Raw genomic sequence first — 25434 nt, 5'->3', positions numbered from 1 at the left:
CTGTTCACTCTTGCTCAGGAAATGGTATCAGCCTTCTGATGTCGGCTGGCCACCTGAGGTCACGGTATCGACACGTTTTTCCAGCTGCTGGAGACGCTTGGCCATGTCATCGAGCTGGCGGATACGCGCCGCGCTCTTGCGCCAGTCAGCCAGGGGCTGCATGGCCGTGCCGGATGAATAAGAGCCTGGCTCGGTGATCGAACGGGTCACCATGGTCATCCCGGAGACGAATACGTTATCGCAGATATCGATATGCCCCACCAGGCCTACGCCACCGGCCAGCATACAATGCTTGCCGATGCGCGCACTGCCGGAGATCCCGACACAGGCGGCCATGGCCGTGTGATCACCGATCTGCACGTTGTGGGCGATCTGGATCTGGTTATCGAGCTTGACCCCATCACCGATCCGGGTATCAGACAGCGCGCCACGGTCAACGGCAGTGTTGACGCCGATTTCCACGTCATCGCCAATGGTGACGCCGCCAATCTGGGCGATCTTGCGCCAGATGCCCTTCTCGTTGGCGAAGCCGAAGCCCTCGCCACCGATCACGGCACCCGACTGGATAACCACACGCTTGCCGATGGTCACGTCGTGATACAGCGTGACTCGCGGTGCCAGCCAGCCGCCTTCACCGACCACGCAACGGGCACCGATGAAGCAATGTGCGCCGATGCTGACGTTGGCGTCGATGCGTGCACCGCTTTCGATGACCGCGAACGGCCCGATACTGGCACTGGCATCCACCTGGGCATCCTCCGCCACCACGGCGCTGGGATGAATACCCGCCACAGCCTTGGGTTTGGGGTCGAACAGGTGGGAAATGCGCGCATAAGCCAGGTACGGGTCGGCCACGATCAGGGCATTGCCGGCAAAACCTTCGGCGTCCGCAGCCTTGAGCAGCACCGCGGCGGCCTGGCAGTTGTCCAGGTATTTGCGGTACTGCGGGTTGGCGAGGAAGCTCAATTGACCGGGACCGGCCTCTTGCAAGGTAGCCAGCCCGGTAATCTGCAGCGCCTCAGGGCCTTTGAGTGTGGCCCCGAGGGCCTCGGCCAGCTGGCCGAGCGTCATGGTCACGGTCATATCAACGCGCTTGGTTCATGCGCTCGATGACTTGGCGGGTGATGTCGTACTGAGGCTTGACATCGATGACCGCGCCGCGCTCGAGAACCAGGTCGTAGCCGCCCTTCTTGATCACTTCTTCGACAGCGCCGTCCAGCTTCGGCTTGAGCTGCTTGAGCATGTCGCGGTCAGCAACGGCCTTGGCCTCGTTCAGCTCCTTGGACTGGAACTGGAAGTCACGGGCTTTTTGCTTGAACTCGAGCTCCAGGCGCTCACGCTCCTGCTGCTGCATCTTGTCGCCGCCCTTGATCAGACGGTCCTGGATGCCCTTGGCGCTGCTTTCCAGGCTTTTCAGCTTGGTCAGTTGCGGGCCGAACTTCTTCTCGGCATCGACCGCGTACTTCTTGGCGGCATCGGATTCGAGCAGGGCCATCTGATAGTTCAGCACGGCAACCTTCATTTCGGCGAAAGCCGGGGTGGCGACCAGCGCCGCGGCCACTACGGCCAGTTGAGCCAATTTACGCACGATGCACTCCTGGAAAAACCGTTGTCGTTAAGCAAGGGCCGACCTTAGAAGGTCTGGCCCAGAGAGAATTGGAACACCTGGGTATCGGCATCGTCCGGCTTCTTCACCGGCATCGCCAGGCTGAAGCTCAACGGGCCCAGGGCAGTAATCCAGGTCACACCCAGGCCGACCGAACTGGCCATGCCCGAGAACCCAACCTTTTCGCAATCCGGTTTGCTGCCGCAATTGGTGTCGAACACGTTACCCACATCCCAGAACACGGAGGTACGCAGCGAACGCTGGTCCTTGACGAACGGCAGCGGGAACAGCAATTCAACACCACCTTGCACCAGCACGTTACCGCCGAACGGCAACGGATCCTGATCCGGGTCGGCAATGGTACCCGGGTTCTTGCCGGTACTTGGTGTACTGCGTGGGCCCAGGCTGCTGTCCTTGAAGCCACGGACAGAGTTGAAACCACCCGCGTAGTAGTTCTCGTAGAACGGCAGGCCCGAAGTGCTACCGAAACCATCACCATAGCCCAGTTCGGTGTGCAGGCGCAGGGTGTAGTCGTTGGTGATCGGCTTGAACAGCTGGCCGCGGTAGTCGAGCTTGTAGAACGACAGGTCGCTGCCCGGAATGGTGCTCTCGAGCGTCAGGCTCTGGGAGTGACCGCGGGTCGCCAGTACACCTTTGTTCAGGGTCGACTCGGACCAGCCGATCGAGGCCTTGAAGTTGGTGAAGCTGTCGCCTTCCTGCTTGAGGAAGTCGAAGATCTCGTCAACGGTGTACTTACCGGTCTTGATCTTGTCCTGCTGAACGCTCAGGCCATAGGTCAGGCGCGATGTTTCGCTGATCGGGTAGCCGAGGCTGACACCGGCACCCAGGCTGTCTACGGCATAGCTGGCCACGTCGACGTCAAGATCGCTGTAGTCGGTGCTGCGGTAGAAGGCGTTGTAGCCCAGGCTCACGCCGTCGGCAGTGAAGTAGGGGTCAACGAAGCCGAAGTTGTAACGGGTCTGGTATTCCGAGCGGGTCAGGCCGATGGACACCTTGTTGCCAGTACCGAGGAAGTTGCTCTGGCTGATCGAACCGCCCAGGATCAGGCCGGCGCTCTGGGCGAAACCGACGCTGGCGGTGATCGAGCCGGAGGCTTGCTCCTCAACGCTGTAGTTGACGTCGACCTGGTCGTCGGTGCCTGGCACCGCCGGGGTTTCGACGTTGACTTCCTTGAAGAAGCCCAGGCGCTCCAGACGGGTCTTGGACTGGTCGATCAGGTAGGTCGACGCCCAGCCACCTTCCATCTGGCGCATTTCACGGCGCAGCACTTCGTCTTCGGTCTTGGTGTTGCCGCGGTAGTTGATGCGGTTGACGTAGGCACGCTTGCCCGGGTCGACCACGAACATGATGTCGACGGTGTGATCCTGGTCGTTCGGCTGCGGTACGCCGTTGACGTTGGCGAAGGTGTAGCCTTCGTTGCCCAGGCGACGGGTGATCAGCTCGGAGGTGGTGGTCATCACCTTGCGCGAGAACACCTGGCCCGGCTGCACCAGCAGCAGCGACTTGACCTGGTCTTCCGGCACCTTCAGGTCACCCGACAGCTTCACGTCGCGAACGGTGTATTTCTCGCCTTCGTTGACGTTGACGGTGATGTAGACGTGCTTCTTGTCCGGGGTGATAGACACCTGGGTGGAGGCGATGTCCATGTTGATGTAGCCGCGGTCCAGGTAGTAGGAACGCAGGCGCTCCAGGTCACCGGAGAGTTTTTCGCGGGCGTACTTGTCATCGTTCTTGAAGAACGACAGCCAGTTGGTGGTCTTCAGCTCGAACAGCTGCTGCAGCTCTTCATCGCTGAACACGGTGTTGCCAACGATGTTGATGTGCTGGATGGCGGCGACGGTGCCTTCGTTGATCTTGATCTTCAGGGCAACGCGGTTGCGCGGCTGAGGCACCACCTCGGCGTCGACCTCGGCCGAGTAGCGGCCCTGGGCCACGTACTGGCGCTGCAGCTCGTTGCGCACGCCTTCGAGAGTGGCACGCTGGAAGATCTCGCCTTCGGCCAGGCCAGACTGTTTCAGGCCTTTCATCAGGTCATCGGTGCTGATCGCCTTGTTGCCCTCGATCTCGATGCTCGACACCGACGGGCGCTCGACCACGTTGATGATCAGGACGTTGCCATCGCGGTTGAGCTGGATGTCCTGGAAGAAGCCGGTCTTGAACAGCGAACGGGTCGACTCCACCAGGCGGCGGTCGTCAGCCTGGTCGCCAACGTTGAGCGGCAAGGCGCCGAACACGCTGCCGGCGGATACCCGCTGCAGGCCGTTGACTCGAATATCGGAGATAGTGAAGGACTCGGCGTGAACTTCAGCGATCATCAGTGCGGACATGACCGCAGTTAGCAGCAGACGTTTCATGAAGTCCTTTTATTCCAACTGGCAATAAACAACCCGCCGCATGGAGGCGGCAGGTTCGCAATTGAGCGAAGCTTTTAAAGTCGACCCAGATCGTTGATCAGGGCGAGCAACATCACCCCTACGACCAAACTGATACCGATCTGGACCCCCCAACCTTGCACCCGTTCCGACAGCGGACGACCGCGCGCCCACTCGACCAGGTAAAACAGCAAATGCCCCCCATCCAGTACTGGAATGGGCAGCAGGTTAAGAACCCCCAGGCTAATGCTCAGGTAGGCCAGGAAATTCAGGAAATCCCCCACGCCGGACTGGGCTGAAGCGCCCGCCACTTTAGCAATGGTTATCGGTCCGCTCAAGTTTTTTACCGAGAGCTCCCCGAACAGCATTTTCTTCAGCGACTCGAGGGTCAGGACACTCATGTTCCAAGTCCGCGAGAGGCCCTCGCCCACGGCATCCAGCGGGCCATAGCTGACTTCGCGGAGCATGCTGGCCGGCCATTCGGCCCCCTTCACACCTGCCCCAAGGTAGCCCCCGGCTGCCTTGCCTTCACCTTTGTGAGCCAGCGTGACCGGCACATCCAGGGCCGCACCATCGCGCTCGACACGCAGCACCACCTGGGCATCCGGGCGGGCGCGGACACTGTCCACCACCTGCTGCCAATCACTCAGCGCAGCACCGTCCAGAGCAAGCAGCTTGTCGCCAGCCTTCAGACCAGCGGCAGCGGCCGGGCCTTTCGGATCGATCTCGGCCAAGACCGGCGCCACTGCCGGGCGCCATGGGCGCAGGCCCAGCGACTGGATGGGATCCGGCTCGTCAGCGCCCTTGAGCCAATGATCCAGCTTTACCTGCAGCTGGCGCTCGGCACTGGCACCTTCGTCGCGCACACCCACTTGCAGCGTGCCGCTCTCGCCCAGGCGCCGAACCAGTTGCAGATTGACCGCCGACCAACCGCTGGTCGCCTTGCCATCAATAGATACAATTTCCTGACCAGCGGTGAATCCGGCCGACGCCGCCAGGCTCCCGGATTCGACCGCACCGATGACCGGGCGGACCTGCTGCGTGCCGAGCATGGCCAACAGCCAGAAGAAGACGATGGCCAGGAGGAAGTTGGCAATGGGGCCTGCTGCGACGATCGCGATGCGCTGGCGCACAGACTTGCGATTGAAAGACTGATGGGCGAGCGCCGCAGGCACATCGCCTTCACGCTCGTCGAGCATCTTGACGTAGCCGCCCAGCGGGATCGCCGCCACCACGAACTCGGTGCCCTGGCGGTCGTGCCAGCGCAGCAGCGGCGTGCCGAAACCGACGGAGAAGCGCAGCACCTTGACGCCACAGCGCCGGGCAACCCAGAAGTGGCCGAATTCGTGGAACGTGACCAATACACCCAGCGCCACCAGGGTGCCGACAATCATGTAGAGCGCAGTCATATCTATCTCCGAATGACGTTCAGCAGAACCCTGGCAGAACCACCAGCCTCAGCGGCCGTGACGCCTCAGCCACTCGCGAGCCAGCTCGCGGGCGCGCTGATCGGCAGCGAACACAGCCTCCAGCGACAGCAGCGGCACCACAGGTTCCTGATCAAGCACCTGTTCGATCATACCCGCGATCTCCGGGAAGCGGATACGCCGCTGGAGAAATGCCTCGACTGCGACCTCGTTGGCCGCATTGAGCACCGCAGGCGCGCTGTTGCCAGCCTCGGCCGCCTGGCGCGCAAGGCGCAGGCAGGGGAAGCGCTGCTCGTCCGGCGCCTGGAAGTCCAGACGCGCGACGGCGAACAAGTCCAGCGGCGCAACCCCGGAATCGATACGCTCCGGCCAGGCCAGGGCGTTGGCGATCGGGGTACGCATGTCCGGATTGCCCAACTGGGCCAACACCGAACCATCGACGTAGTCGACCAGCGAGTGGATCACGCTTTGCGGATGCACCACCACTTCGACCTTGGCCGGCGCCGCATCGAACAACCAGCAGGCTTCGATCAGCTCCAGGCCCTTGTTCATCATGCTGGCCGAGTCCACCGAAATCTTCCGGCCCATGGACCAGTTGGGGTGGGCACAGGCCTGCTCCGGCGTGACATCGACCAGGGCGGCCTGGGGCGTCTCGCGGAACGGCCCACCCGAGGCAGTCAACAGGATACGGCGCACGCCGACCTGGCTCAGGCCACGGGCATAATCGCCTGGCAGGCACTGGAAGATCGCATTGTGCTCGCTGTCGATCGGCAGCAGCACGGCACCACTGCGCCGCACCGCGTCCATGAACAGCGCGCCGGACATCACCAGCGCTTCCTTGTTGGCCAGCAATACCTTCTTGCCCGCCTCGACCGCAGCCAGGGTCGGGCGCAGCCCGGCAGCACCGACAATGGCCGCCATCACCGCATCCGTTTCAGGGGCGGCTGCGACCTCGCAGAGGCCTGCCTCCCCCTCCAGCACCTGCGTAGCGCAGCCGGCACCCACCAGGCCATCACGCAGGCGCGCAGCGGCCTCGCCACTGGGCACCACGGCATACACCGGACGGTGCTTGACGCACAGGGCCAACAGCTCGTCGATACGCGAATAGCCGCTGAGCGCGAAAACCTGATATCGCTCGGGGTGCCGTGCAATCACGTCGAGGGTGCTGAGACCGATCGAGCCGGTAGCACCCAGGACGGTAATACGCTGCACGCTGCTCACATCACACCCCATTCAGCCGCCCACAGCAGCACGGCAAAGATCGGGATCGCTGCCGTCAGGCTGTCGATCCGATCAAGCACACCACCATGACCAGGCAGCAGGTTGCTGCTGTCTTTGATACCGGCACGGCGCTTGAACATGCTTTCGGTCAGATCGCCGACAACCGACGACATGACCACCAGCGCGGCGCCCAGCAGCCCCAGCAGAAGCTGGCCAAAGCCCCAGTCACGACTGATGCCGACCACCAGGGTGATCACCAGGCTGACCGCCAGGCCACCATAGACGCCTTCCCAGCTCTTGCCTGGGCTCACCTGCGGCGCCAGCTTGCGCTTGCCAAAGGCACGGCCGGAGAAATAGGCACCGATATCGGCCGCCCACACAAGCACCATGACCGACAGGATCAGCCAGTTACCCAGCTGCCAGTGTTTGAGCAGGATCAGCCCTTGCCAGGCCGGCAGCAGGATCAGCAGGCCGATCAGCAGCTTGCAGGCCGCACTGGCCCACAGCTCGCTGCTGCGTGGATAGGTCAGCACCAGCCAGGTGGCCAGCCCCCACCAGATGACTGAAGCCCCGAGCACCCAGGGCGCCAGGTCCGGCATGAGATGGAGCAGCATCAGCGCTCCGGCGACCACGGCGGCATAGGCGATGCGCAGAGGCTGGGCCACAAGCCCGGCCAGACGCGCCCACTCCCAGGCACCGAGGGTCACCACGAAGCCGATGAACAGGGCGAAGTCCCCGCCGTTGAGCAGGAAGAAACCACCCAGCGCGACCGGCAACAGGATCAGCGCAGTAATGATGCGTTGTTTAAGCATTAAGCACGAGCTCCAGCCTCGACCTGCTCGCTGGTCTTACCGAAGCGGCGCTGGCGCGAAGCGAAATCGGCCAGGGCTTTGCGCATGGCCTCGTGTTTGAAATCCGGCCAGTAGAGGTCGGAGAAGTACAGTTCGGAGTAGGCCAGCTGCCACAGCAGGAAATTGCTGATGCGGTGCTCGCCACCCGTGCGGATGCACAGGTCGGGCAATGGCAGCTCGCCAGTGGCCAGGCAGGTCTGCAGCAGGCCCGGAGTGATGTCGTCCGGACGCAGATGGCCGGCCTGGACTTCACGCGCCAAGCGTTGGGCAGCCTGGGCGATGTCCCACTGGCCACCGTAGTTGGCGGCGATCTGCAGAATGAAGCGGTTACTGCCTGCCGTCAGCGCCTCGGCTTCGCGCATGGCAGCCTGCAGTTCGGGGTGGAAGCGCGAACGGTCGCCGATGATGCGCAGGCTGATGTTGTTCTCGTTGAGGCGCCGGGCCTCACGGCGCAAGGCCGAGAAGAACAGCTCCATCAACGCACCAACCTCGTCGGCCGGGCGCTGCCAGTTTTCACTGGAGAACGCGAACAGGGTCAGCACTTCGACCCCGGATTCGGCACACACCTCGATGACTGCGCGCACCGCATCGACGCCGGCCTTGTGCCCGGCGACGCCGGGCAAAAGGCGCTTCTTCGCCCAGCGGTTGTTGCCATCCATGATGATCGCGACATGACGCGGCACCGACGATGGTGCCGCCAACTTGGACTTTTCCATTAAAAAACCTCGGCCTTAAACGGCCATCAGGTCCTTTTCCTTGGCTTTGTAAGCAGCATCGACTTCAGCAATGAACTTGTCGGTCAGCTTCTGGATTTCATCAGCGGCGCGACGTTCTTCGTCTTCGCTGATTTCCTTGTCCTTGGTCAGCTTCTTCAGGTCACCCAGGGCATCACGGCGCACGTTGCGCACGGCCACCTTGGCGTCTTCGGCAACGCCGCTGGCCTGCTTGGTGTAGCCCTTGCGGGTCTCTTCGGTCAGGGCCGGCATCGGTACACGGATGGTGGTACCGGCGCTGGACGGGTTCAGGCCCAGATCGGAGGTCAGGATGGCCTTTTCGATGGCAGCGCTGAGGTTCTTGTCGTGAGCGACGATCTTCAGGGTGCGGGCGTCTTCGACGGTGATCGCAGCCACCTGGTTCAGCGGCATCTCGCTACCCCAGGCCGTGACCTTGACGCTGTCCAGGATGCTTGGGTGGGCGCGACCGGTACGGATCGCCGCCAGGTTGCGAGCCAGGGCTTCGATGGACTTGCCCATGCGCTCCTGCGCGTCTTTCTTGATGTCGTTGATCATGCTTGGCCTTCCTCGATCAGAGTACCTTCAGCGCCACCCACCACGATGTTCAGCAGGGCGCCAGGCTTGTTCATGTTGAATACCCGCAATGGCATCTTGTGGTCACGGCACAGGCAGATTGCGGTCAGGTCCATCACACCCAGCTTGCGATCCAGGACCTCGTCATAGGTCAGGTGATCGAACTTCTCGGCGTGCGGATCCTTGAATGGGTCGGCAGTGTACACGCCATCGACCTTGGTCGCCTTCAGCACCACGTCGGCATCGATTTCGATGGCGCGCAGGCAGGCTGCAGAGTCGGTGGTGAAGAACGGGTTGCCGGTACCAGCAGAGAAAATTACCACATCCCCGGAGTTGAGGTGGCGAATAGCTTTGCGACGATCGTAATGATCGGTGACGCCAACCATGGAAATGGCCGACATGACCAGGGCCGGGATATTCGAACGCTCCAGCGCGTCGCGCATGGCCAGGCCGTTCATCACGGTGGCCAGCATGCCCATGTGGTCGCCGGTGACACGGTCCATGCCGGCTGCGCTGAGCGCTGCGCCGCGGAACAGGTTGCCACCACCAATCACCAGGCCGACCTGAACGCCGATCCCTACCAGCTGGCCGACTTCAAGGGCCATGCGATCCAGCACCTTCGGATCGATCCCGAAGTCTTCCGAGCCCATCAGGGCCTCGCCGCTAAGTTTGAGCAAAATGCGTTTATAGCGAGGTTGGCGACCACTCACCTGCTGAGCCATTGCGAGTCTCTCCTGCGGCGTACTTTTAGAAAATTCGTGCGAGCCGTTTTCGGCTTGCTAACTGTAGCGTGGCACCGTTTTGGTGCCAGCAGCATCGGGCCTTATAAACCCTTTGCCGTTTTGACAAAGAGGCTGCGCGCGTGAGCGGGCAGCCTCTTTGGGGCGACAGACGGGGCTGTCTTACTGCTTGGCAGCAGCTACCTGAGCGGCAACTTCAGCAGCGAAGTCGTCGACTGGCTTCTCGATGCCTTCGCCAACCTTGAAGTAGGTGAAGGAAACGATTTCAGCGCCGGCTTTCTTGGCCAGCTCGCCAACTTTGACTTCTGGGTTCATGACGAAGGCTTGCTCTTTCAGCGAGGCTTCGGCCTTGAACTTGGCGATACGACCGTTGACCATGTTTTCAACGATGTTTTCCGGCTTGCCGGCGATCTTGTCAGCGTTCAGCTGCAGGAAGACGCCCTTCTCGCGCTCGATGGCCTCGGCGGAGATTTCCGACGAATCCAGGAACTCTGGGTTCGAAGCTGCAACGTGCATGGCGATGTTCTTGGCCAGCTCGATGTCGCCGCCCTTCAGGACAACGGCAGCGCCGATCTTGTTGCCGTGCAGGTAAGCGCCAACGACGTCACCTTCAACGCGCACCAGGCGACGGATGTTGACGTTCTCGCCGCACTTGGCGACCAGGGCTTCACGAGCAGCTTCACGCGAAGCGATCAGCGGAGCAGCGTCGGTCAGCTTCTGAGCGAAGGCTTCTTCCAGGCTTTCGGCCACGAAGTTCTTGAAGTCGTCTTGCAGGGCCAGGAAGTCGGTCTGCGAGTTCACTTCCAGCAGAACGGCGGCTTTGCCGTCGGTCTTGACGGCGATAGCGCCTTCAGCAGCGACGTTGCCAGCCTTCTTGGCGGCCTTGATGGCGCCCGAGGCACGCATGTCGTCAATGGCTTTCTCGATGTCGCCGCCGGCCTTTTCCAGGGCCTTTTTGCAATCCATCATGCCTTCGCCGGTACGCTCGCGCAGTTCTTTGACCAGCGCCGCAGTAATTGCTGCCATTTCAAAATCCTCTTGGAAAGTTTTTCAACCATTCCACCCGTTCGTCACGGGCGTTAAATTCTGCAAATCGCTGCTTTATATCAGCTCGCCCATCATGCGGGGCCGTTGCTGACAGCAGGATTTCAAGGTGGCAAAAAGGGGGCAGAGCCCCCTTTTCGCGTGCCAAGTAGACGCTAGCGCCTATTACTCAGCAGCAGGTGCAGCCGCTTCTTCAGCGTAGACTTCAGTGCCGCCGGCAACGTTGTTGCGGCCGCGGATGACGGCGTCAGCCATCGAAGTCATGTACAGCTCGATAGCGCGGATGGCGTCATCGTTACCTGGGATAACGAAGTCAACACCTTCTGGGCTGCTGTTGGTATCGACAACGCCGATAACCGGGATGCCCAGCTTGTTGGCTTCGGTGATAGCAATGCGCTCGTGGTCAACGTCGATCACGAACAGGGCATCAGGCAGGCCGCCCATGTCCTTGATACCACCCAGGCTGCGGTCCAGCTTTTCCAGATCGCGCGAACGCATCAGAGCTTCTTTCTTGGTCAGCTTGGCGAAGGTGCCATCTTCGGCCTGGGTTTCCAGGTCGCGCAGACGCTTGATCGAAGCACGGATGGTCTTGTAGTTGGTCAGCATGCCGCCCAACCAACGGTGGTCAACGTATGGCGAACCTGCGCGAGCAGCTTGCTCGGCAACGATCTTGCCGGCGGAACGCTTGGTGCCGACGAACAGGATCTTGTTCTTGCCCTGGGCCAGGCGCTCTACGAACGACAGAGCGTCGTTGAACATCGGCAGGGTTTTTTCCAGGTTGATGATGTGGATCTTGTTACGCGCGCCGAAAATGTACTTGCCCATTTTCGGGTTCCAGTAACGGGTCTGGTGGCCGAAGTGCACACCGGCCTTCAGCATATCGCGCATGTTGACTTGGGACATGATAGTTCCTTGATAAGTCGGGTTGGGCCTCCACGTATCCCAATGACCAACCCACGAACCATTCGATCCGGGGCACCCAGGTCATCGTGTCGACACGTGTGTGGGTTTGGAGCTGACGGGGTCGTCCCCGAAAGCGGCGCATTTTATACCACAGACCGCGAGCGAACGGAACCCGAATCAGGTTGCGTCCGTCAGCAGCTTTTGCAGCACCCTGGCAAACAGGCCAGAATGCCTTCTATAGACCACAGCATGGCCGCCTTTATCCCGACAGAATGCCGCCCTGCTCTGCTAGAATCCGGCCTTTCCCGTTTGTTCGCGCCGCCTGCGGCGCCGTAGAGAGCCTGTAATGACCGTCACCATCAAGACTGCAGAAGACATCGAGAAGATGCGCATCGCCGGCCGCCTGGCCGCCGAGGTGCTGGAAATGATCGAAGAACACGTCAAGCCCGGTGTCACCACCGAAGAGCTCGACCGCCTGTGCCACGACTATATCGTCAACGTTCAGCAGGCCATCCCGGCGCCCCTCAACTACAAGGGCTACCCGAAGTCGATCTGCACCTCGATCAACCATGTGGTCTGCCACGGCATCCCCAACGACAAGCCGCTCAAGGACGGTGACACGCTCAACATCGACGTCACCGTGATCAAGGACGGCTACCACGGCGACACCAGCCGCATGTTCCACGTCGGCACCGTACCGGTCTGGGCCGAGCGCCTGTCCAAGGTCACCCAGGAATGCATGTACAAGGCCATCGAGCTGGTCAAGCCGGGTTGCCGCCTGGGCGACATCGGTGAAGTGATCCAGAAGCACGCCGAAAAGAACGGCTTCTCCGTGGTGCGCGAGTTCTGTGGCCATGGCATCGGCAAGGTGTTCCATGAAGAGCCGCAGATCCTCCACTACGGCCGCGCCGGCACCGGCATGGAGCTCAAGGAAGGCATGACCTTCACCATCGAGCCGATGATCAACCAGGGCAAGGCCGACACCAAGGTGCTGGGCGACGGCTGGACCGCCATCACCAAGGACCGCAAGCTCTCGGCCCAGTGGGAGCACACCCTGGTGGTGACGGCTACCGGTTACGAGATCTTCACCCTGCGCAAGGACGACACCATCCCGCGCACCTCGGCCTGATTGCACCCAAGGCAACCCCTAGACAGGAACGCGACGCAATGCCCCAGGTGGATCCCGAGCTGTTCGACCGTGGCCAGTTCCAGGCGGAACTGGCCCTCAAGGCGAGCCCCATCGCCGCCTTCAAGAAAGCCATCCGCCAGGCCGGCGAGGTGCTCGACAGGCGTTTTCGCACGGGCTGCGAAATCCGCCCATTGATCGAAGCCCGTGCCTGGCTCGTCGACAACATCCTGCAACAGGCCTGGAACCAGTTCGACTGGGGCGACCCGAGCGGTATCGCCCTGGTGGCGGTTGGCGGCTATGGCCGCGGTGAACTGCACCCGCACTCGGACATCGACCTGCTGATCCTGCTCGGCGCCGCCGAGCATGAGCAGTACCGCGAGGCCATCGAGCGCTTCCTCACCCTGCTCTGGGACATCGGCCTGGAAGTCGGCCAGAGCGTGCGCACCGTTGGCGAGTGCGCCGAACAGGCCCGCGCTGACCTGACGGTGATCACCAACCTGATGGAAAGCCGCACCATTGCCGGCCCCGAAGAGCTGCGCCAGCGCATGCTCGAGGTGACCAGCACCACCTACATGTGGCCGAGCAAGGAGTTCTTCCTGGCCAAGCGCGCCGAACTCAAGGCCCGCCACCACAAGTACAACGACACCGAATACAACCTCGAGCCCAACGTCAAAGGCTCGCCCGGCGGCCTGCGCGACATCCAGACGGTGCTCTGGGTAGCCCGTCGCCAGTACGGCACGCTGAACCTGCACGCCCTGGCCGGCGAAGGCTTCCTGCTGGAAAGCGAGAACGAACTGCTGGCCTCGTCCCAGGACTTCCTGTGGAAAGTGCGCTATGCCCTGCACATGCTCGCCGGCCGCGCCGAGGACCGCCTGCTGTTCGACCACCAGCGCAGCATCGCCGCGCTGCTCGGCTACAGCGACGACAACCCCAAGCGCGCCATCGAACAGTTCATGCAGCAGTACTACCGGGTTGTGATGAGCATCAGCCAGTTGTGCGACCTGATCATCCAGCACTTCGAAGAAGTCATCCTTGCCGATGACGACAGCGGCACCACCCAGCCGCTGAACGCCCGCTTCCGCCTGCATGACGGTTATATCGAAGCGGTCAAGCCGAACGTGTTCAAGCGTACCCCGTTCGCCATGCTGGAGATCTTCGTGCTGATGGCCCAGCACCCTGAGATCAAGGGCGTACGCGCCGATACCGTGCGCCTGCTGCGCGAACACCGGCACCTGATCGACGACACCTTCCGCAAGGACATCCGCAACACCAGCCTGTTCATCGAACTGTTCAAGTGCGAGATCGGCATCCACCGCAACCTGCGGCGGATGAACCGCTACGGCATTCTCGGCCGCTACCTGCCGGAGTTCGGCCTGATCGTCGGGCAGATGCAGCATGACCTGTTCCACATCTACACGGTCGATGCGCACACCCTCAACCTCATCAAGCACCTGCGCAAGCTGCAGTACACGCCGGTGTCCGAGAAATTCCCGCTGGCCAGCAAGCTCATGGGCCGCCTGCCCAAGCCCGAACTGATCTACCTGGCCGGCCTGTACCACGACATCGGCAAGGGCCGCCAGGGCGACCACTCGGAGATCGGCGCGGTGGATGCGCAGAAGTTCTGCGAACGCCACCAGTTGCCGGCCTGGGACAGCCGGCTGATCGTCTGGCTGGTGCAGAACCATCTGGTGATGTCGACCACTGCCCAGCGCAAGGACCTGTCCGACCCGCAGGTGATCAACGATTTCGCCCTGCACGTGGGCGACGAGACACGCCTGGACTACCTCTATGTGCTGACCGTGGCCGATATCAACGCCACCAACCCCAGCCTGTGGAACTCCTGGCGCGCCAGCCTGCTGCGCCAGCTCTACACCGAGACCAAGCGCGCCCTGCGTCGCGGCCTGGAAAACCCGCTGGACCGCGAGGAACAGATCCGCCAGACCCAATCCGCCGCGCTGGACATCCTCGTGCGCGAGGGCACCGACCCGGATGACGTCGAGCAACTGTGGTCGCAGCTGGGCGATGACTACTTCCTCAAGCACACCGCCGCCGACGTGGCCTGGCACAGCGACGCCATCCTCCAGCAACCGGCCGATGGCGGGCCGCTGGTGCTGATCAAGGAAACCACCCAACGCGAATTCGAGGGCGGCACGCAGATCTTCATCTACGCACCCGACCAGCACGACTTCTTCGCCGTGACCGTGGCGGCCATGTCGCAGCTGAACCTGAACATCCATGATGCGCGGATCATCACCTCGAGCAGCCAGTTCACCCTCGACACCTACATCGTGCTCGACAACGACGGCGGCTCGATCGGCGACAACCCGCAACGGGTCAAGCAGATCCGCGACGGCCTGACCGAAGCGCTGCGCAACCCGGAGGACTACCCGACCATCATCCAGCGCCGGGTGCCGCGCCAGCTCAAGCACTTCAACTTCCCGCCGCAGGTGACCATCCTCAACGATGCCCAGCGCCCAGTGACCATCCTCGAGATCACTGCACCGGACCGTCCTGGTCTGCTGGCACGCATCGGGCGGATCTTCCTGGAGTTCGACCTGTCGCTGCAAAACGCCAAGATCGCCACCCTCGGCGAGCGGGTGGAGGACGTGTTCTTCATCACCGATGCCGACAACCAGCCGCTGTCCGACCCGCAGCTGTGCAGCCGCCTGCAGGAAGCCATCGTGCAGCAGCTGCAGGCCGGCCAGGCCAGCGATGCCAGCCCCACCCGCGTGACTTTTTAACGATTAGACGATTGACGAGACCTTGCGCCGATGAACCATGCCTTGACCCAGCTTCAGCCCTACCCGTTCGAGAAACTGCGCGCCCTGCTGGGCACTGTGAAGCCTGCGGCGGACAAACGCGCCATCGCCCTGTCGATCGGTGAGCCGAAGCACGAATCGCCGGCGTTCGTCGCCCAGGCCATGGCTGACAACCTCGACAAGCTGGCGGTGTACCCGAGCACCATCGGCCTGCCGGCCCTGCGCCAGGCCATCGGCCAGTGGTGCGAGCGCCGCTTCGGCGTGCCAACCGGCTGGCTGGATGCCGACCGCCATATCCTGCCGGTCAATGGCACCCGTGAGGCCCTGTTCGCCTTCACCCAGGCCGTGGTCAACCGCGCCGATGACGGCCTGGTGGTCAGCCCCAACCCGTTCTACCAGATCTACGAAGGCGCAGCCCTGCTGGCCGGTGCCACCCCGCACTACCTGCCCTGCCTGGAAGACAACGGCTTCAACCCCGACTTCGACGCCGTGCCGGCCGACGTCTGGAAGCGCTGCCAGATCCTCTTCCTGTGCTCGCCGGGCAACCCCACCGGCGCCCTGGTGCCGATGGACACTCTGAAGAAGCTGATCGCCCTGGCCGATGAGCACGACTTCGTGATCGCCGCCGACGAGTGCTACAGCGAGCTCTACTTCGACGAAGACGCGCCGCCACCGGGCCTGCTGAGCGCCTGCGCCGAGCTCGGCCGCAGTGACTTCAAGCGCTGCGTGGTGTTCCACAGCCTGTCCAAGCGCTCCAACCTGCCGGGCCTGCGTTCGGGCTTCGTCGCCGGTGATGCGTCGATCATCAAGCCGTTCCTGCTGTACCGCACCTACCATGGCTGTGCCATGCCGGTGCAGACCCAGCTGGCCAGCATCGCCGCCTGGCAGGACGAGGCGCATGTGCGTGAGAACCGCGACCAGTACCGTGCCAAGTACGATGCCGTACTCGACATCCTGCAGCCCGTGCTCGACGTGCAACGCCCAGATGGCAGCTTCTACCTGTGGGCCAAGGTGCCGGGAGGTGATGCCGAGTTCACCCGCGACCTGTTCGAGGCCCAGCACGTGACCGTGGTGCCGGGGTCGTACCTGTCGCGTGAAGTAAATGGTGTGAACCCGGGCGCTGGCCGGGTGCGCATGGCGCTGGTTGCGCCGCTGGCCGAGTGCATCGAGGCCGCCGAGCGGATTCGCGCTTTCCTGCAAAACCGCTGATTGCATCTGGGGGCGCTTTGCGCCCCGACTTGCCCGCGAATGACCTCAAGCAGATCTACCTGACCTGCCCCAGGTTGGCTTCACTCAGATCCAGCTCACCCAACACCTGCCTGACCACCTCATCCCCCACCAGATGCTGGCGATGCAGGTTATACAGCTCCAGCCGCTGCGCCCGCAGCGCACGCAAGCGCAAACGCCGCTCCAGCAAGTCCATCTGTTCGGCCAGTGCCCGTGCCTCGGCCGTGTCGTTGTAGCTGTCCAGCTCATCCCGGTATTCGGCCATCAGCCGCGCCTTCAACTCCGTGGCCAAGGTCGCCTGGGCCGCATCCTGAGGCGCGCTGGCATCGATCACTTCTTCAGCCTCAAGCGCATGGATCGCCGCCTCGGCCGTACGCCGCCAGGCTTCCTGCACTTCCTGATGCAGCCGTTCGTCCGGGCTCTTGGTGATCCCGCGCAACAAAAACGGCAGGGCAATACAGGCACTGATCAGCGACAGCAGAATCACCCCGGCAGCAATGAAGATCAGCAGGTCGCGCTCAGGGAACGCCTGGCCCGCGCCGATCAGCAAGGGCACCGACATCACACCCGCCAGGGTCACCGCCCCCCGCACACCGCCCAACGTCAGCAGCCAGCAGGAGCGCGCAGTGGGCATCAACACCAGCGCCGGCTTGCCGCGCCAGCGACGGACCACACCAATCGAGCGCCAGATGCTCTGCACCCAGACGAACCGCAGCACAATCAACGCGGCAAAGATCGCCAGCACATCCAGGCAACGCCAGGCCAGGGTCGGCCAGACGGTGGTCTCGTGGCTGACCACGGCCTTGATGATGTCCGGCAGCTGCAGGCCCAACAGCAGGAAGATAAGGCCATTGAAGGCGAACTCCAGCAGCGACCAGACGCTGCGGTTGAGCAGCCGCGTGCTGGTCTGGCGCGGCAACAGGTCCAGCCAGCTCTGCATCATGCCGGCGGCCACCGCCGAGAGAATGCCCGACACGCCCAGGCGTTCAGCCAGCACATAGGCGGCAAATGGCAACAGCAGCATGAATACCACGTGGGTGGCCGGGTCATCCCAGCCACGGGCGATCATCCAGGCCCGCAGGCGGCCGATCAGCCAGCTCAGGCCCACCCCCACCGCCAGGCCACCGAGGGCGACCAGCACGAAACTGAAGCTGGCATCGGCCAGCGAGAACGCCCCGGTGATGGCGGCGGCCAGGGCAAACTTGAACGTCACCAGACCGGAGGCATCGTTCATCAGCGCCTCACCTTGCAGCATGTGCATCAGCGGGGTTGGCAAGCGATCCTGGGTGATGGCCGACACCGCCACGGCATCGGTGGGCGACAGCACGGCGGCCAGGGCGAAGGCCACCGGCAGTGGAATGCTCGGCAGCAGCCAGTGGATGAAGTACCCGGCGCCGACCACGGTGAACAGCACCAACCCCACGGCCAGTGCCACCACGGGCCCACGGATGCGCCACAATTCGCGCTTGGGGATGCGCCAACCGTCGGCGAACAGCAGTGGCGGCAAGAACAGGAACAGGAACAATTCTGGGTCCAGGGCCACATGCAGGCCCAGCGTCGGCCACGCCAGCAGCGCGCCGGCGGCGATCTGCACCAGTGGCAGCGGCAACGGGATCACCCGCCCGACCAGTTTCGACACGCTTACCAGCGTCAGCAGGATGAGGACGGTGTAGGCGGACTGCATCCGTGAAAGCTTCCTTTGTGAACCAAAAACGATAGCGGTGGCGAGAGATCGCCATTGAAACAATATGTTAGCGGGGTATGGCGAAACGCGACCGCTGCACGATAGTCGCAGGTGGTGGATGAATATGTAACACGATGATACTTAGGAGGTGCATGCCTTGAGGGCGGTGGGGTTGCGCAAATCGAGCGCCGCGCGGGCGGCGCGCGATCCCACAGGCGCCCAGATACCCAAGACATGCCGACACCGTGGCGCTCATACAATCGTTCCCGCATAATCCCGCAACTGACATTCGGAAATGGAGAGATTGGGGCAGCCTGTGGCCTCAATGCACACAATGACCTACACGCTCTACGGCATCAAAGCCTGTGACACCATGAAAAAGGCGCGCACCTGGCTCGAAGACAAAGCCATCGCCTACGAATTTCACGACTACAAGACCCAAGGCATCGACCGCGACCGCCTGAACCGCTGGTGCGACGAACACGGCTGGGAAGTCATCCTCAACCGTGCCGGCACCACTTTCCGCAAGCTCGACGACGCCAGCAAGGCCGACCTCGACCAGGCCAAGGCCGTCGAACTGATGCACGCCCAGCCGTCGATGATCAAGCGCCCGGTGCTCGACCTTGGCGAGCGCACGCTGATCGGCTTCAAGCCCGACCTGTACGCCGCCGCGCTGGCCTGAGCCCCCTACCCTATTTCGCACGAGGTAATCACATGTCCAATACCCTGTTCAGCCTGGCCTTTGGTGTCGGCTCCCAGAACCGCCAGGGCACCTGGCTCGAAGTGTTCTACGCACAACCCCTGCTCAACCCGAGCGCCGAGCTGGTCGCCGCAGTAGCGCCGATCCTTGGCTACGAAGGTGGCAACCAGGCCATCGCCTTCACCACCGCCCAGGCCGCCCAGCTGGCCGAAGCCGTGAAAGGCGTCGACGCCGCCCAGGCTGCCCTGCTGACCCGCCTGGCCGAAAGCCACAAGCCGCTGGTCGCCACCCTGCTGGCCGAAGACGCCGCGCTGGCTTCGACTCCAGAGGCCTACCTCAAGCTGCACCTGCTGTCGCACCGCCTGGTCAAGCCGCACGGCCTGAGCCTGGCCGGCATCTTCCCGCTGCTGCCGAACGTGGCCTGGACCAACCAGGGTGCCGTCGACCTGGGCGAGCTGGCCGAACTGCAACTGGAAGCACGCCTGAAGGGCGAGCTGCTGGAAGTGTTCTCGGTAGACAAGTTCCCGAAGATGACCGACTACGTGGTCCCTGCCGGCGTGCGCATCGCCGACACCGCCCGTGTGCGCCTGGGCGCCTACATCGGCGAAGGCACCACCATCATGCACGAAGGCTTCGTCAACTTTAACGCCGGCACCGAAGGCCCGGGCATGATCGAAGGCCGCGTTTCCGCTGGCGTATTCGTCGGCAAGGGCTCGGACCTGGGCGGCGGCTGCTCGACCATGGGCACCCTGTCCGGTGGCGGCAACATCGTCATCAAGGTCGGCGAAGGCTGCCTGATCGGCGCCAACGCCGGTATCGGCATTCCGCTGGGCGACCGCAACACCGTTGAAGCCGGCCTGTACATTACCGCTGGCACCAAGGTGAACCTGCTCGACGAGAACAACGAGCTGGTGAAAGTGGTCAAGGCACGCGACCTGGCCGGCCAGACCGACCTGCTGTTCCGCCGCAACTCGCTGAACGGCGCCGTGGAGTGCAAGACCCACAAGTCGGCCATCGAGCTGAACGAGGCGCTGCACGCCCACAACTGAGAACCTTTGCCCCTGGCAGAAGCGGGCTTGCCCGCGAACTGCGGACCTTGACGGGCTGAAGTGTTAAGATCGGGTCTGGCGTGCACGCGCCAGACCCGATTTTCATTCCAGGCCCCGCGAACATGTTCCAGCCCTCCCCCTGGCGCGCCGATTTCCCCGCCATCGCCGCCCTGCAACGGCAGCACCAGACCTACCTGGACAGCGCCGCCACCACCCAGAAGCCCCAGGCGTTGCTCGATGCCCTGAGCCATTACTACGGCCACGGCGCCGCCAACGTGCACCGCGCCCAGCACCTGCCCGGCGCGCTGGCCACCCAGGCTTTCGAGGCCAGCCGCGACAAGGTGGCCGCCTGGCTCAATGCCGCGGACTCACGGCAGATCGTGTTCACCCATGGCGCCACCTCGGCGCTGAACCTGCTGGCCTATGGCCTGGAACACCGTTTCGAAGCGGGCGACGAGATTGCCATCAGCGCGCTGGAACACCACGCCAACCTGCTGCCCTGGCAGCAACTGGCTCGGCGGCGCGACCTGCGCCTGGTGGTGCTGCCGCTGGACGAACATGGCCGTATCGACCTGGACCAGGCGCTGCAGCTGATCGGCCCGCGTACCCGCGTGCTCGCCGTCAGCCAGCTGTCCAACGTGCTCGGCACCTGGCAACCCCTGCCTGCGCTGCTGGCTCATGCCCGTGCACAAGGCGCGCTGACCGTGGTCGATGGCGCTCAGGGCGTGGTCCATGGCCGCCATGATGTGCAGCAGTTGGGCTGCGACTTCTACGTGTTTTCAAGCCACAAGCTGTATGGGCCGGAAGGTGTCGGCGTACTGTATGGCCGTAGCCATGCCCTGGAACTGCTGCGTCATTGGCAGTTCGGTGGGGAAATGGTGCAACTGGCCGACTACCAGAGCGCCAGCTTCCGCCCCGCACCGCTGGGCTTCGAAGCCGGGACCCCGCCGATTGCCGGGGTGCTCGGGCTGGGCGCGACGCTGGATTACCTGGCCAGCCTCGATGGCCATGCCGTCGAGGCCCACGAAGCCAGCCTGCACCAGCACCTGCTGCGTGGCCTGGCCGACCGCGAGGGTGTGCGCGTCCTTGGCACACCACAAACGGCCCTGGCCAGTTTCGTCATCGAAGGGGTACACAACGCCGATATCGCCCATATGCTGACCGAGCAAGGCATTGCTGTACGCGCGGGGCACCACTGCGCCATGCCGCTGCTCAAGGGCCTGGGGCTGGAGGGAGCCATCCGGGTGTCGCTGGGGCTGTACAACGACAGTGACGACCTGCAACGGTTCTTCGAGGCGCTGGACCAAGGCCTGGAGCTGTTGCGATGAGTTTGCCGGTACAGGCTCAGGAGGCATTGGCCAGTTTCCAACAGGCCCGCGGCTGGGAGCAGCGGGCGCGCCTGCTGATGCAATGGGGTGATCGGCTGGAGCCGCTGAGTGAGGCAGACAAGGTCGAGGCCAATCGCGTGCATGGCTGCGAAAGCCTGGTGTGGTTGGTCGCCGAACATGACGACGGCCAGTGGCGATTCAAGGCGGCCAGTGATGCGCGGTTGTTGCGCGGGTTGCTGGCCCTGTTGCTGGTGCGTGTACAAGGTCTGTCCAGTGCGGATTTGGCCGAGCTGGATCTGCCTGGGTGGTTTACTCGGCTAGGTCTGGAGCGGCAATTGTCGCCATCGCGCAGCAATGGGCTGCATGCGGTGTTGCTGCGGATGGCGGAGCTGGCGTCCACCTGCTGAATCGGCTGCGTCTGCTTCGCGGGCAAGCCCGCTCCCACAGACATAGCGCAAACCCTCAGGACAACGCTTTACCTGTGGGAGCGGGCTTGCCCGCGAAGAACCCAACACAACTATTCAGGTTTTACTCGTTCCGAGGGCCGCCGCGCGCCAGCCACCAGCTTCTCGATTGCCTTGCTCGCCGCGACCATGCCGAAGGTGGCGGTCACCATCATCACCGCACCAAAGCCCCCCGCGCAGTCCAGGCGCACGCCTTCGCCAACGAAGCTCTTCTGCAGGCAGACACTGCCATCCCCCTTCGGATAACGCAGCTGCTCGCTGGAAAACACACACGGCACGCCATAGTTGCGGCTGGTATTGCGCGAGAAGTTGTAGTCCCGACGCAGGGTCGAGCGCACCCGTGAGGCCAGCGGGTCGTTGAAGGTCTTGTTCAGGTCGCCGACCTGGATCTGTGTCGGGTCGATCTGCCCGCCCGCACCACCGGTGGTGACAATGGCAATCTTGCGGCGCCGGCACCAGGCGATCAGCGCGGCCTTGGCCATCACGCTGTCGATGCAGTCGATCACCGCATCCATCTGTTCGGTGATGTACTCGGCCATGGTCTCACGGGTGACGAAATCCGCCACAGCATGCACCGTGATCGCCGGATTGATCGCCCGAAGGCGCTCGGCCATGACCTCGACCTTGGGCCGCCCCACCTGGCCTTCCAGGGCGTGGGCCTGGCGGTTGGTGTTGCTGACGCAGACATCGTCCAGGTCGAACAGGGTGATTTCGCCCACGCCACTGCGCGCCAGGGCTTCGGCCGCCCATGAACCGACCCCGCCGATGCCGACGACCGCCACATGGGCGTTGCTCAGACGCTGCAGCCCTTCGTCGCCGTACAACCGGGCAACGCCGGCAAAGCGTGGATCCTCTGTGCTCATGTTGCTACCCCGACACTCATACGCAAAAATCGGCGCGCATTATAGGCCAGCGGCCGCTTTCACCTCCATCGTTAGGAAACACCCTGGCATTACTGCTTTAATATCCCATCACTTAGACAAAAGCGGACCACAATGTCATCACGCAAGTTCGGCCTCAACCTGGTGGTGGTCCTGGCCATCGCCGCGCTGTTCACCGGGTTCTGGGCGCTGATCAATCGCCCAGTCTCCGCACCTGCCTGGCCGGAACAGATCTCCGGCTTCTCGTACTCGCCGTTCCGCCTTGGGGAGAGCCCGCAAAAGGGCCAGTACCCCAGCGAAGACGAGATGCGCCAGGACCTGGACCAGATGAACAAGCTCACCGACAACATTCGTATCTACACCGTCGAGGGCACCCAGGCCGAGATCCCGCGGCTGGCCGAAGAATTCGGCCTGCGCGTGACCTTGGGCATCTGGATCAGCAAAGATCTGGAGCGCAACGAACGCGAGATCGAAAAAGGCATCGAGCTGGCCAACCATTCACGCAGCGTGGTGCGGGTGGTGGTCGGCAACGAAGCGCTGTTCCGCGAAGAAGTCACGCCCGAAGAGCTGATCAAGTACCTCGATCGGGTTCGTGCCGCCGTCAAGGTGCCGGTCACCACCAGTGAACAGTGGCACATCTGGAAGGAACACCCGGAACTGGCCAAGCACGTCGACCTGATCGCCGCGCACATCCTGCCGTACTGGGAATTCGTGCCGATGAAAGACTCGGTGCAGTTCGTCCTCGACCGTGCCCGCGAGCTGCGCCACCAGTTCTCGCACAAGCCGCTGCTGCTGTCGGAAGTCGGCTGGCCGAGCAACGGCCGCATGCGCGGTGGTGCCGACGCCACCCAGGCCGACCAGGCCATCTACCTGCGCACCTTGGTCAACGCCCTCAACCGCCGTGGCTACAACTACTTCGTCATCGAGGCCTACGACCAGCCCTGGAAAGCCAACGACGAAGGCTCGGTGGGCGCCTACTGGGGCGTGTACAACGCCGAGCGCCAGCAGAAGTTCAACTTCGAGGGGCCGGTGGTGGCGATCCCGCAGTGGCGGGCCTTGGCGGTCGCCTCGGTGGTACTGGCCATGATCGCCCTGGCCGTGCTGCTGATCGATGGTTCGGCCTTGCGCCAGCGCGGCCGTACCTTCCTCACGTTCATCACCTTCCTGTGCGGGTCGGTGCTGGTGTGGATCGCCTATGACTACAGCCAGCAATACAGCACCTGGTTCAGCCTTACCGTCGGCGTGCTGCTGGCGCTGGGCGCGCTGGGCGTGTTCATCGTACTGATGACCGAAGCCCACGAGCTGGCCGAGGCGGTGTGGACGCTCAAGCGCCGGCGCGAATTCCTGCCGGTGCAGGGCGACAGTGCCTACCGGCCCAAGGTGTCTGTGCATGTGCCGTGCTACAACGAGCCACCGGAGATGGTCAAAAAGACCCTCGACGCCCTCGCCGCGCTGGATTATCCGGACTATGAAGTGCTGGTGATCGACAACAACACCAAGGACCCTGCCGTGTGGGAGCCACTCAAAGCCCACTGCGAGAAGCTCGGCGAGCGCTTCAAGTTCTTCCACGTCGCGCCCCTGGCCGGTTTCAAGGGTGGCGCGCTGAACTACCTGATCCCGCACACCGCCAAGGACGCCGAAGTGATCGCGGTGATCGACTCGGACTACTGCGTCGACCGCAACTGGCTCAAGCACATGGTGCCGCACTTCGCCGACCCGAAGATTGCCGTGGTGCAGTCGCCACAGGACTACCGCGACCAGAACGAGAGCGCCTTCAAGAAACTCTGCTACAGCGAATACAAGGGTTTCTTCCACATCGGCATGGTCACCCGCAACGACCGTGATGCGATCATCCAGCACGGCACCATGACCATGACCCGGCGCAGCGTACTGGAAGAATTGGGTTGGGCCGAGTGGTGCATCTGCGAGGATGCCGAACTGGGCCTGCGCGTCTTCGAGAAAGGCCTGTCGGCCGCCTACGCCCATAACAGCTATGGCAAGGGCCTGATGCCCGATACCTTCATCGATTTCAAGAAACAGCGCTTCCGCTGGGCCTATGGCGCCATCCAGATCATCAAGCACCACGCCAGCGCCCTGCTGCGCGGCAAGGACAGCGAGCTGACCCGGGGCCAGCGCTATCACTTCCTGGCCGGCTGGCTGCCGTGGATCGCCGATGGCATGAACATCTTCTTCACCGTCGGCGCGTTGCTGTGGTCGGCCGCGATGATCATCGTGCCGCACCGGGTCGACCCGCCGCTGATGATCTTCGCCATCCCGCCATTGGCGCTGTTCTTCTTCAAGGTCGGCAAGATCATCTTCCTCTACCGCCGCGCGGTGGGGGTGAACCTCAAGGATGCCTTTGCCGCGGCACTGGCGGGGCTGGCGTTGTCACACACCATCGCCAAGGCGGTGCTGTACGGGTTCTTCACCAGCAGCATGCCGTTCTTCCGCACACCGAAGAATGCCGACAGCCATGGCTTGCTGGTGGCGATTTCCGAAGCGCGGGAAGAGCTGTTCATCATGCTGCTGCTGTGGGGCGCGGCGGCCGGGATCTTCCTGGTGCAGGGGCTGCCGAGTTCGGACATGCGCTTCTGGGTGGCGATGCTGCTGGTGCAGTCGTTGCCGTATGCGGCGGCGTTGGTGATGGCGTTTCTGTCTTCGCTGCCCAAGCCAGTAGCCGAGGTGCAACCCGCGCACACTTGACCTGGACTGCCGACCATC

General features: G+C 63.1%; 21 protein-coding genes. 8 read left to right on the top strand and 13 right to left on the bottom strand.

What is annotated here, in order from left to right; all coding sequences use genetic code 11:
• Positions 1 to 27: 27 nt before the first annotated feature.
• From lpxD to rpsB, 11 genes are all read right to left on the bottom strand, one after another.
• Positions 28 to 1083, bottom strand: a complete 1056-nt coding sequence (lpxD, locus tag OCX61_RS05695) for a UDP-3-O-(3-hydroxymyristoyl)glucosamine N-acyltransferase (RefSeq protein ID WP_261942965.1) — start codon at positions 1081 to 1083, stop codon at positions 28 to 30.
• Between the two features lies 1 nt (position 1084).
• A complete protein-coding gene (locus tag OCX61_RS05690; RefSeq protein ID WP_003252311.1) occupies positions 1085 to 1588 on the bottom strand; it encodes an OmpH/Skp family outer membrane protein in 504 nt (167 codons plus the stop codon).
• A gap of 44 nt (positions 1589 to 1632) precedes the next feature.
• The gene (bamA, locus tag OCX61_RS05685) at positions 1633 to 3981 is read right to left on the bottom strand and encodes an outer membrane protein assembly factor BamA (RefSeq protein ID WP_261942964.1); all 2349 of its coding nucleotides are present in this window, start codon (positions 3979 to 3981) and stop codon (positions 1633 to 1635) included.
• 74 nt (positions 3982 to 4055) lie between these two features.
• Complete coding sequence (gene rseP, locus OCX61_RS05680) at positions 4056 to 5408, bottom strand: sigma E protease regulator RseP (RefSeq protein WP_261942963.1); 1353 nt, start codon at positions 5406 to 5408, stop codon at positions 4056 to 4058.
• A 48-nt stretch (positions 5409 to 5456) separates the two neighbouring features.
• A complete protein-coding gene (ispC, locus tag OCX61_RS05675) occupies positions 5457 to 6647 on the bottom strand; it encodes a 1-deoxy-D-xylulose-5-phosphate reductoisomerase (RefSeq protein WP_261942962.1) in 1191 nt (396 codons plus the stop codon).
• Positions 6644 to 7459: a phosphatidate cytidylyltransferase gene (locus OCX61_RS05670; RefSeq protein WP_261942961.1), complete on the bottom strand. Its 816-nt coding sequence runs from the start codon at positions 7457 to 7459 to the stop codon at positions 6644 to 6646. The genes ispC and OCX61_RS05670 overlap by 4 nt, the downstream gene beginning before the upstream one ends.
• Entirely contained in the window at positions 7459 to 8214 is a 756-nt protein-coding gene (gene uppS / locus OCX61_RS05665) for a polyprenyl diphosphate synthase (protein ID WP_261942960.1), read from the bottom strand. The genes OCX61_RS05670 and uppS overlap by 1 nt, the downstream gene beginning before the upstream one ends.
• A gap of 15 nt (positions 8215 to 8229) precedes the next feature.
• On the bottom strand, positions 8230 to 8787 hold the full coding sequence (gene frr, locus OCX61_RS05660; RefSeq protein ID WP_016712934.1) for a ribosome recycling factor: 558 nt from the start codon (positions 8785 to 8787) through the stop codon (positions 8230 to 8232).
• Positions 8784 to 9527, bottom strand: a complete 744-nt coding sequence (pyrH, locus tag OCX61_RS05655; protein ID WP_003252294.1) for a UMP kinase — start codon at positions 9525 to 9527, stop codon at positions 8784 to 8786. The genes frr and pyrH overlap by 4 nt, the downstream gene beginning before the upstream one ends.
• Positions 9528 to 9707: 180 nt before the next feature.
• Positions 9708 to 10571: a translation elongation factor Ts gene (gene tsf / locus OCX61_RS05650; protein WP_085673257.1), complete on the bottom strand. Its 864-nt coding sequence runs from the start codon at positions 10569 to 10571 to the stop codon at positions 9708 to 9710.
• Positions 10572 to 10754: 183 nt separating this feature from the next.
• Positions 10755 to 11492, bottom strand: a complete 738-nt coding sequence (gene rpsB, locus OCX61_RS05645; protein ID WP_027920037.1) for a 30S ribosomal protein S2 — start codon at positions 11490 to 11492, stop codon at positions 10755 to 10757.
• Positions 11493 to 11838: 346 nt separating this feature from the next.
• Between rpsB and map the strand changes: the two genes are divergently transcribed.
• The 3 genes from map to dapC are packed head-to-tail and all read left to right on the top strand — an operon-like array spanning position 11839 to position 16589.
• Complete coding sequence (gene map / locus OCX61_RS05640) at positions 11839 to 12621, top strand: type I methionyl aminopeptidase (protein ID WP_004375406.1); 783 nt, start codon at positions 11839 to 11841, stop codon at positions 12619 to 12621.
• A gap of 38 nt (positions 12622 to 12659) precedes the next feature.
• Complete coding sequence (locus OCX61_RS05635) at positions 12660 to 15362, top strand: [protein-PII] uridylyltransferase (RefSeq protein ID WP_261942959.1); 2703 nt, start codon at positions 12660 to 12662, stop codon at positions 15360 to 15362.
• Between the two features lie 30 nt (positions 15363 to 15392).
• Positions 15393 to 16589, top strand: a complete 1197-nt coding sequence (dapC, locus tag OCX61_RS05630) for a succinyldiaminopimelate transaminase (protein WP_261942958.1) — start codon at positions 15393 to 15395, stop codon at positions 16587 to 16589.
• 55 nt (positions 16590 to 16644) lie between these two features.
• Here dapC and OCX61_RS05625 read toward each other — a convergent pair whose 3' ends face one another.
• On the bottom strand, positions 16645 to 18291 hold the full coding sequence (locus tag OCX61_RS05625; protein WP_261942957.1) for a Na+/H+ antiporter: 1647 nt from the start codon (positions 18289 to 18291) through the stop codon (positions 16645 to 16647).
• A gap of 334 nt (positions 18292 to 18625) precedes the next feature.
• Between OCX61_RS05625 and OCX61_RS05620 the strand changes: the two genes are divergently transcribed.
• The 4 genes from OCX61_RS05620 (at position 18626) to OCX61_RS05605 (ending at position 21775) form a co-directional block, all read left to right on the top strand.
• Positions 18626 to 18973, top strand: a complete 348-nt coding sequence (locus OCX61_RS05620; RefSeq protein ID WP_261944273.1) for an ArsC family reductase — start codon at positions 18626 to 18628, stop codon at positions 18971 to 18973.
• A gap of 32 nt (positions 18974 to 19005) precedes the next feature.
• The gene (dapD, locus tag OCX61_RS05615; protein ID WP_261942956.1) at positions 19006 to 20040 is read left to right on the top strand and encodes a 2,3,4,5-tetrahydropyridine-2,6-dicarboxylate N-succinyltransferase; all 1035 of its coding nucleotides are present in this window, start codon (positions 19006 to 19008) and stop codon (positions 20038 to 20040) included.
• A gap of 122 nt (positions 20041 to 20162) precedes the next feature.
• Positions 20163 to 21368: an aminotransferase class V-fold PLP-dependent enzyme gene (locus OCX61_RS05610; protein WP_261942955.1), complete on the top strand. Its 1206-nt coding sequence runs from the start codon at positions 20163 to 20165 to the stop codon at positions 21366 to 21368.
• Complete coding sequence (locus OCX61_RS05605; protein ID WP_261942954.1) at positions 21365 to 21775, top strand: SufE family protein; 411 nt, start codon at positions 21365 to 21367, stop codon at positions 21773 to 21775. Before OCX61_RS05610 ends, OCX61_RS05605 begins: the two co-directional genes overlap by 4 nt.
• Before the next feature lie 110 nt (positions 21776 to 21885).
• Here the strand turns inward: OCX61_RS05605 and tcdA are convergent, their stop codons facing one another.
• Positions 21886 to 22695 (bottom strand): tRNA cyclic N6-threonylcarbamoyladenosine(37) synthase TcdA, encoded by an 810-nt coding sequence (gene tcdA / locus OCX61_RS05600; protein WP_060512629.1) that lies wholly within the window; start codon positions 22693 to 22695, stop codon positions 21886 to 21888.
• Positions 22696 to 22827: 132 nt separating this feature from the next.
• On the opposite strand from tcdA, the gene OCX61_RS05595 reads away from it, so the two are divergent.
• A complete protein-coding gene (locus OCX61_RS05595) occupies positions 22828 to 25416 on the top strand; it encodes a glycosyltransferase (RefSeq protein ID WP_261942953.1) in 2589 nt (862 codons plus the stop codon).
• Positions 25417 to 25434: the final 18 nt, after the last annotated feature.

This window comes from Pseudomonas sp. LRP2-20 (assembly GCF_024349685.1).
Lineage (GTDB): Bacteria > Pseudomonadota > Gammaproteobacteria > Pseudomonadales > Pseudomonadaceae > Aquipseudomonas.
The sequence above is the reverse complement of the archived record's forward strand: the minus strand, read 5'-3'. Positions and strand labels throughout refer to the sequence as shown.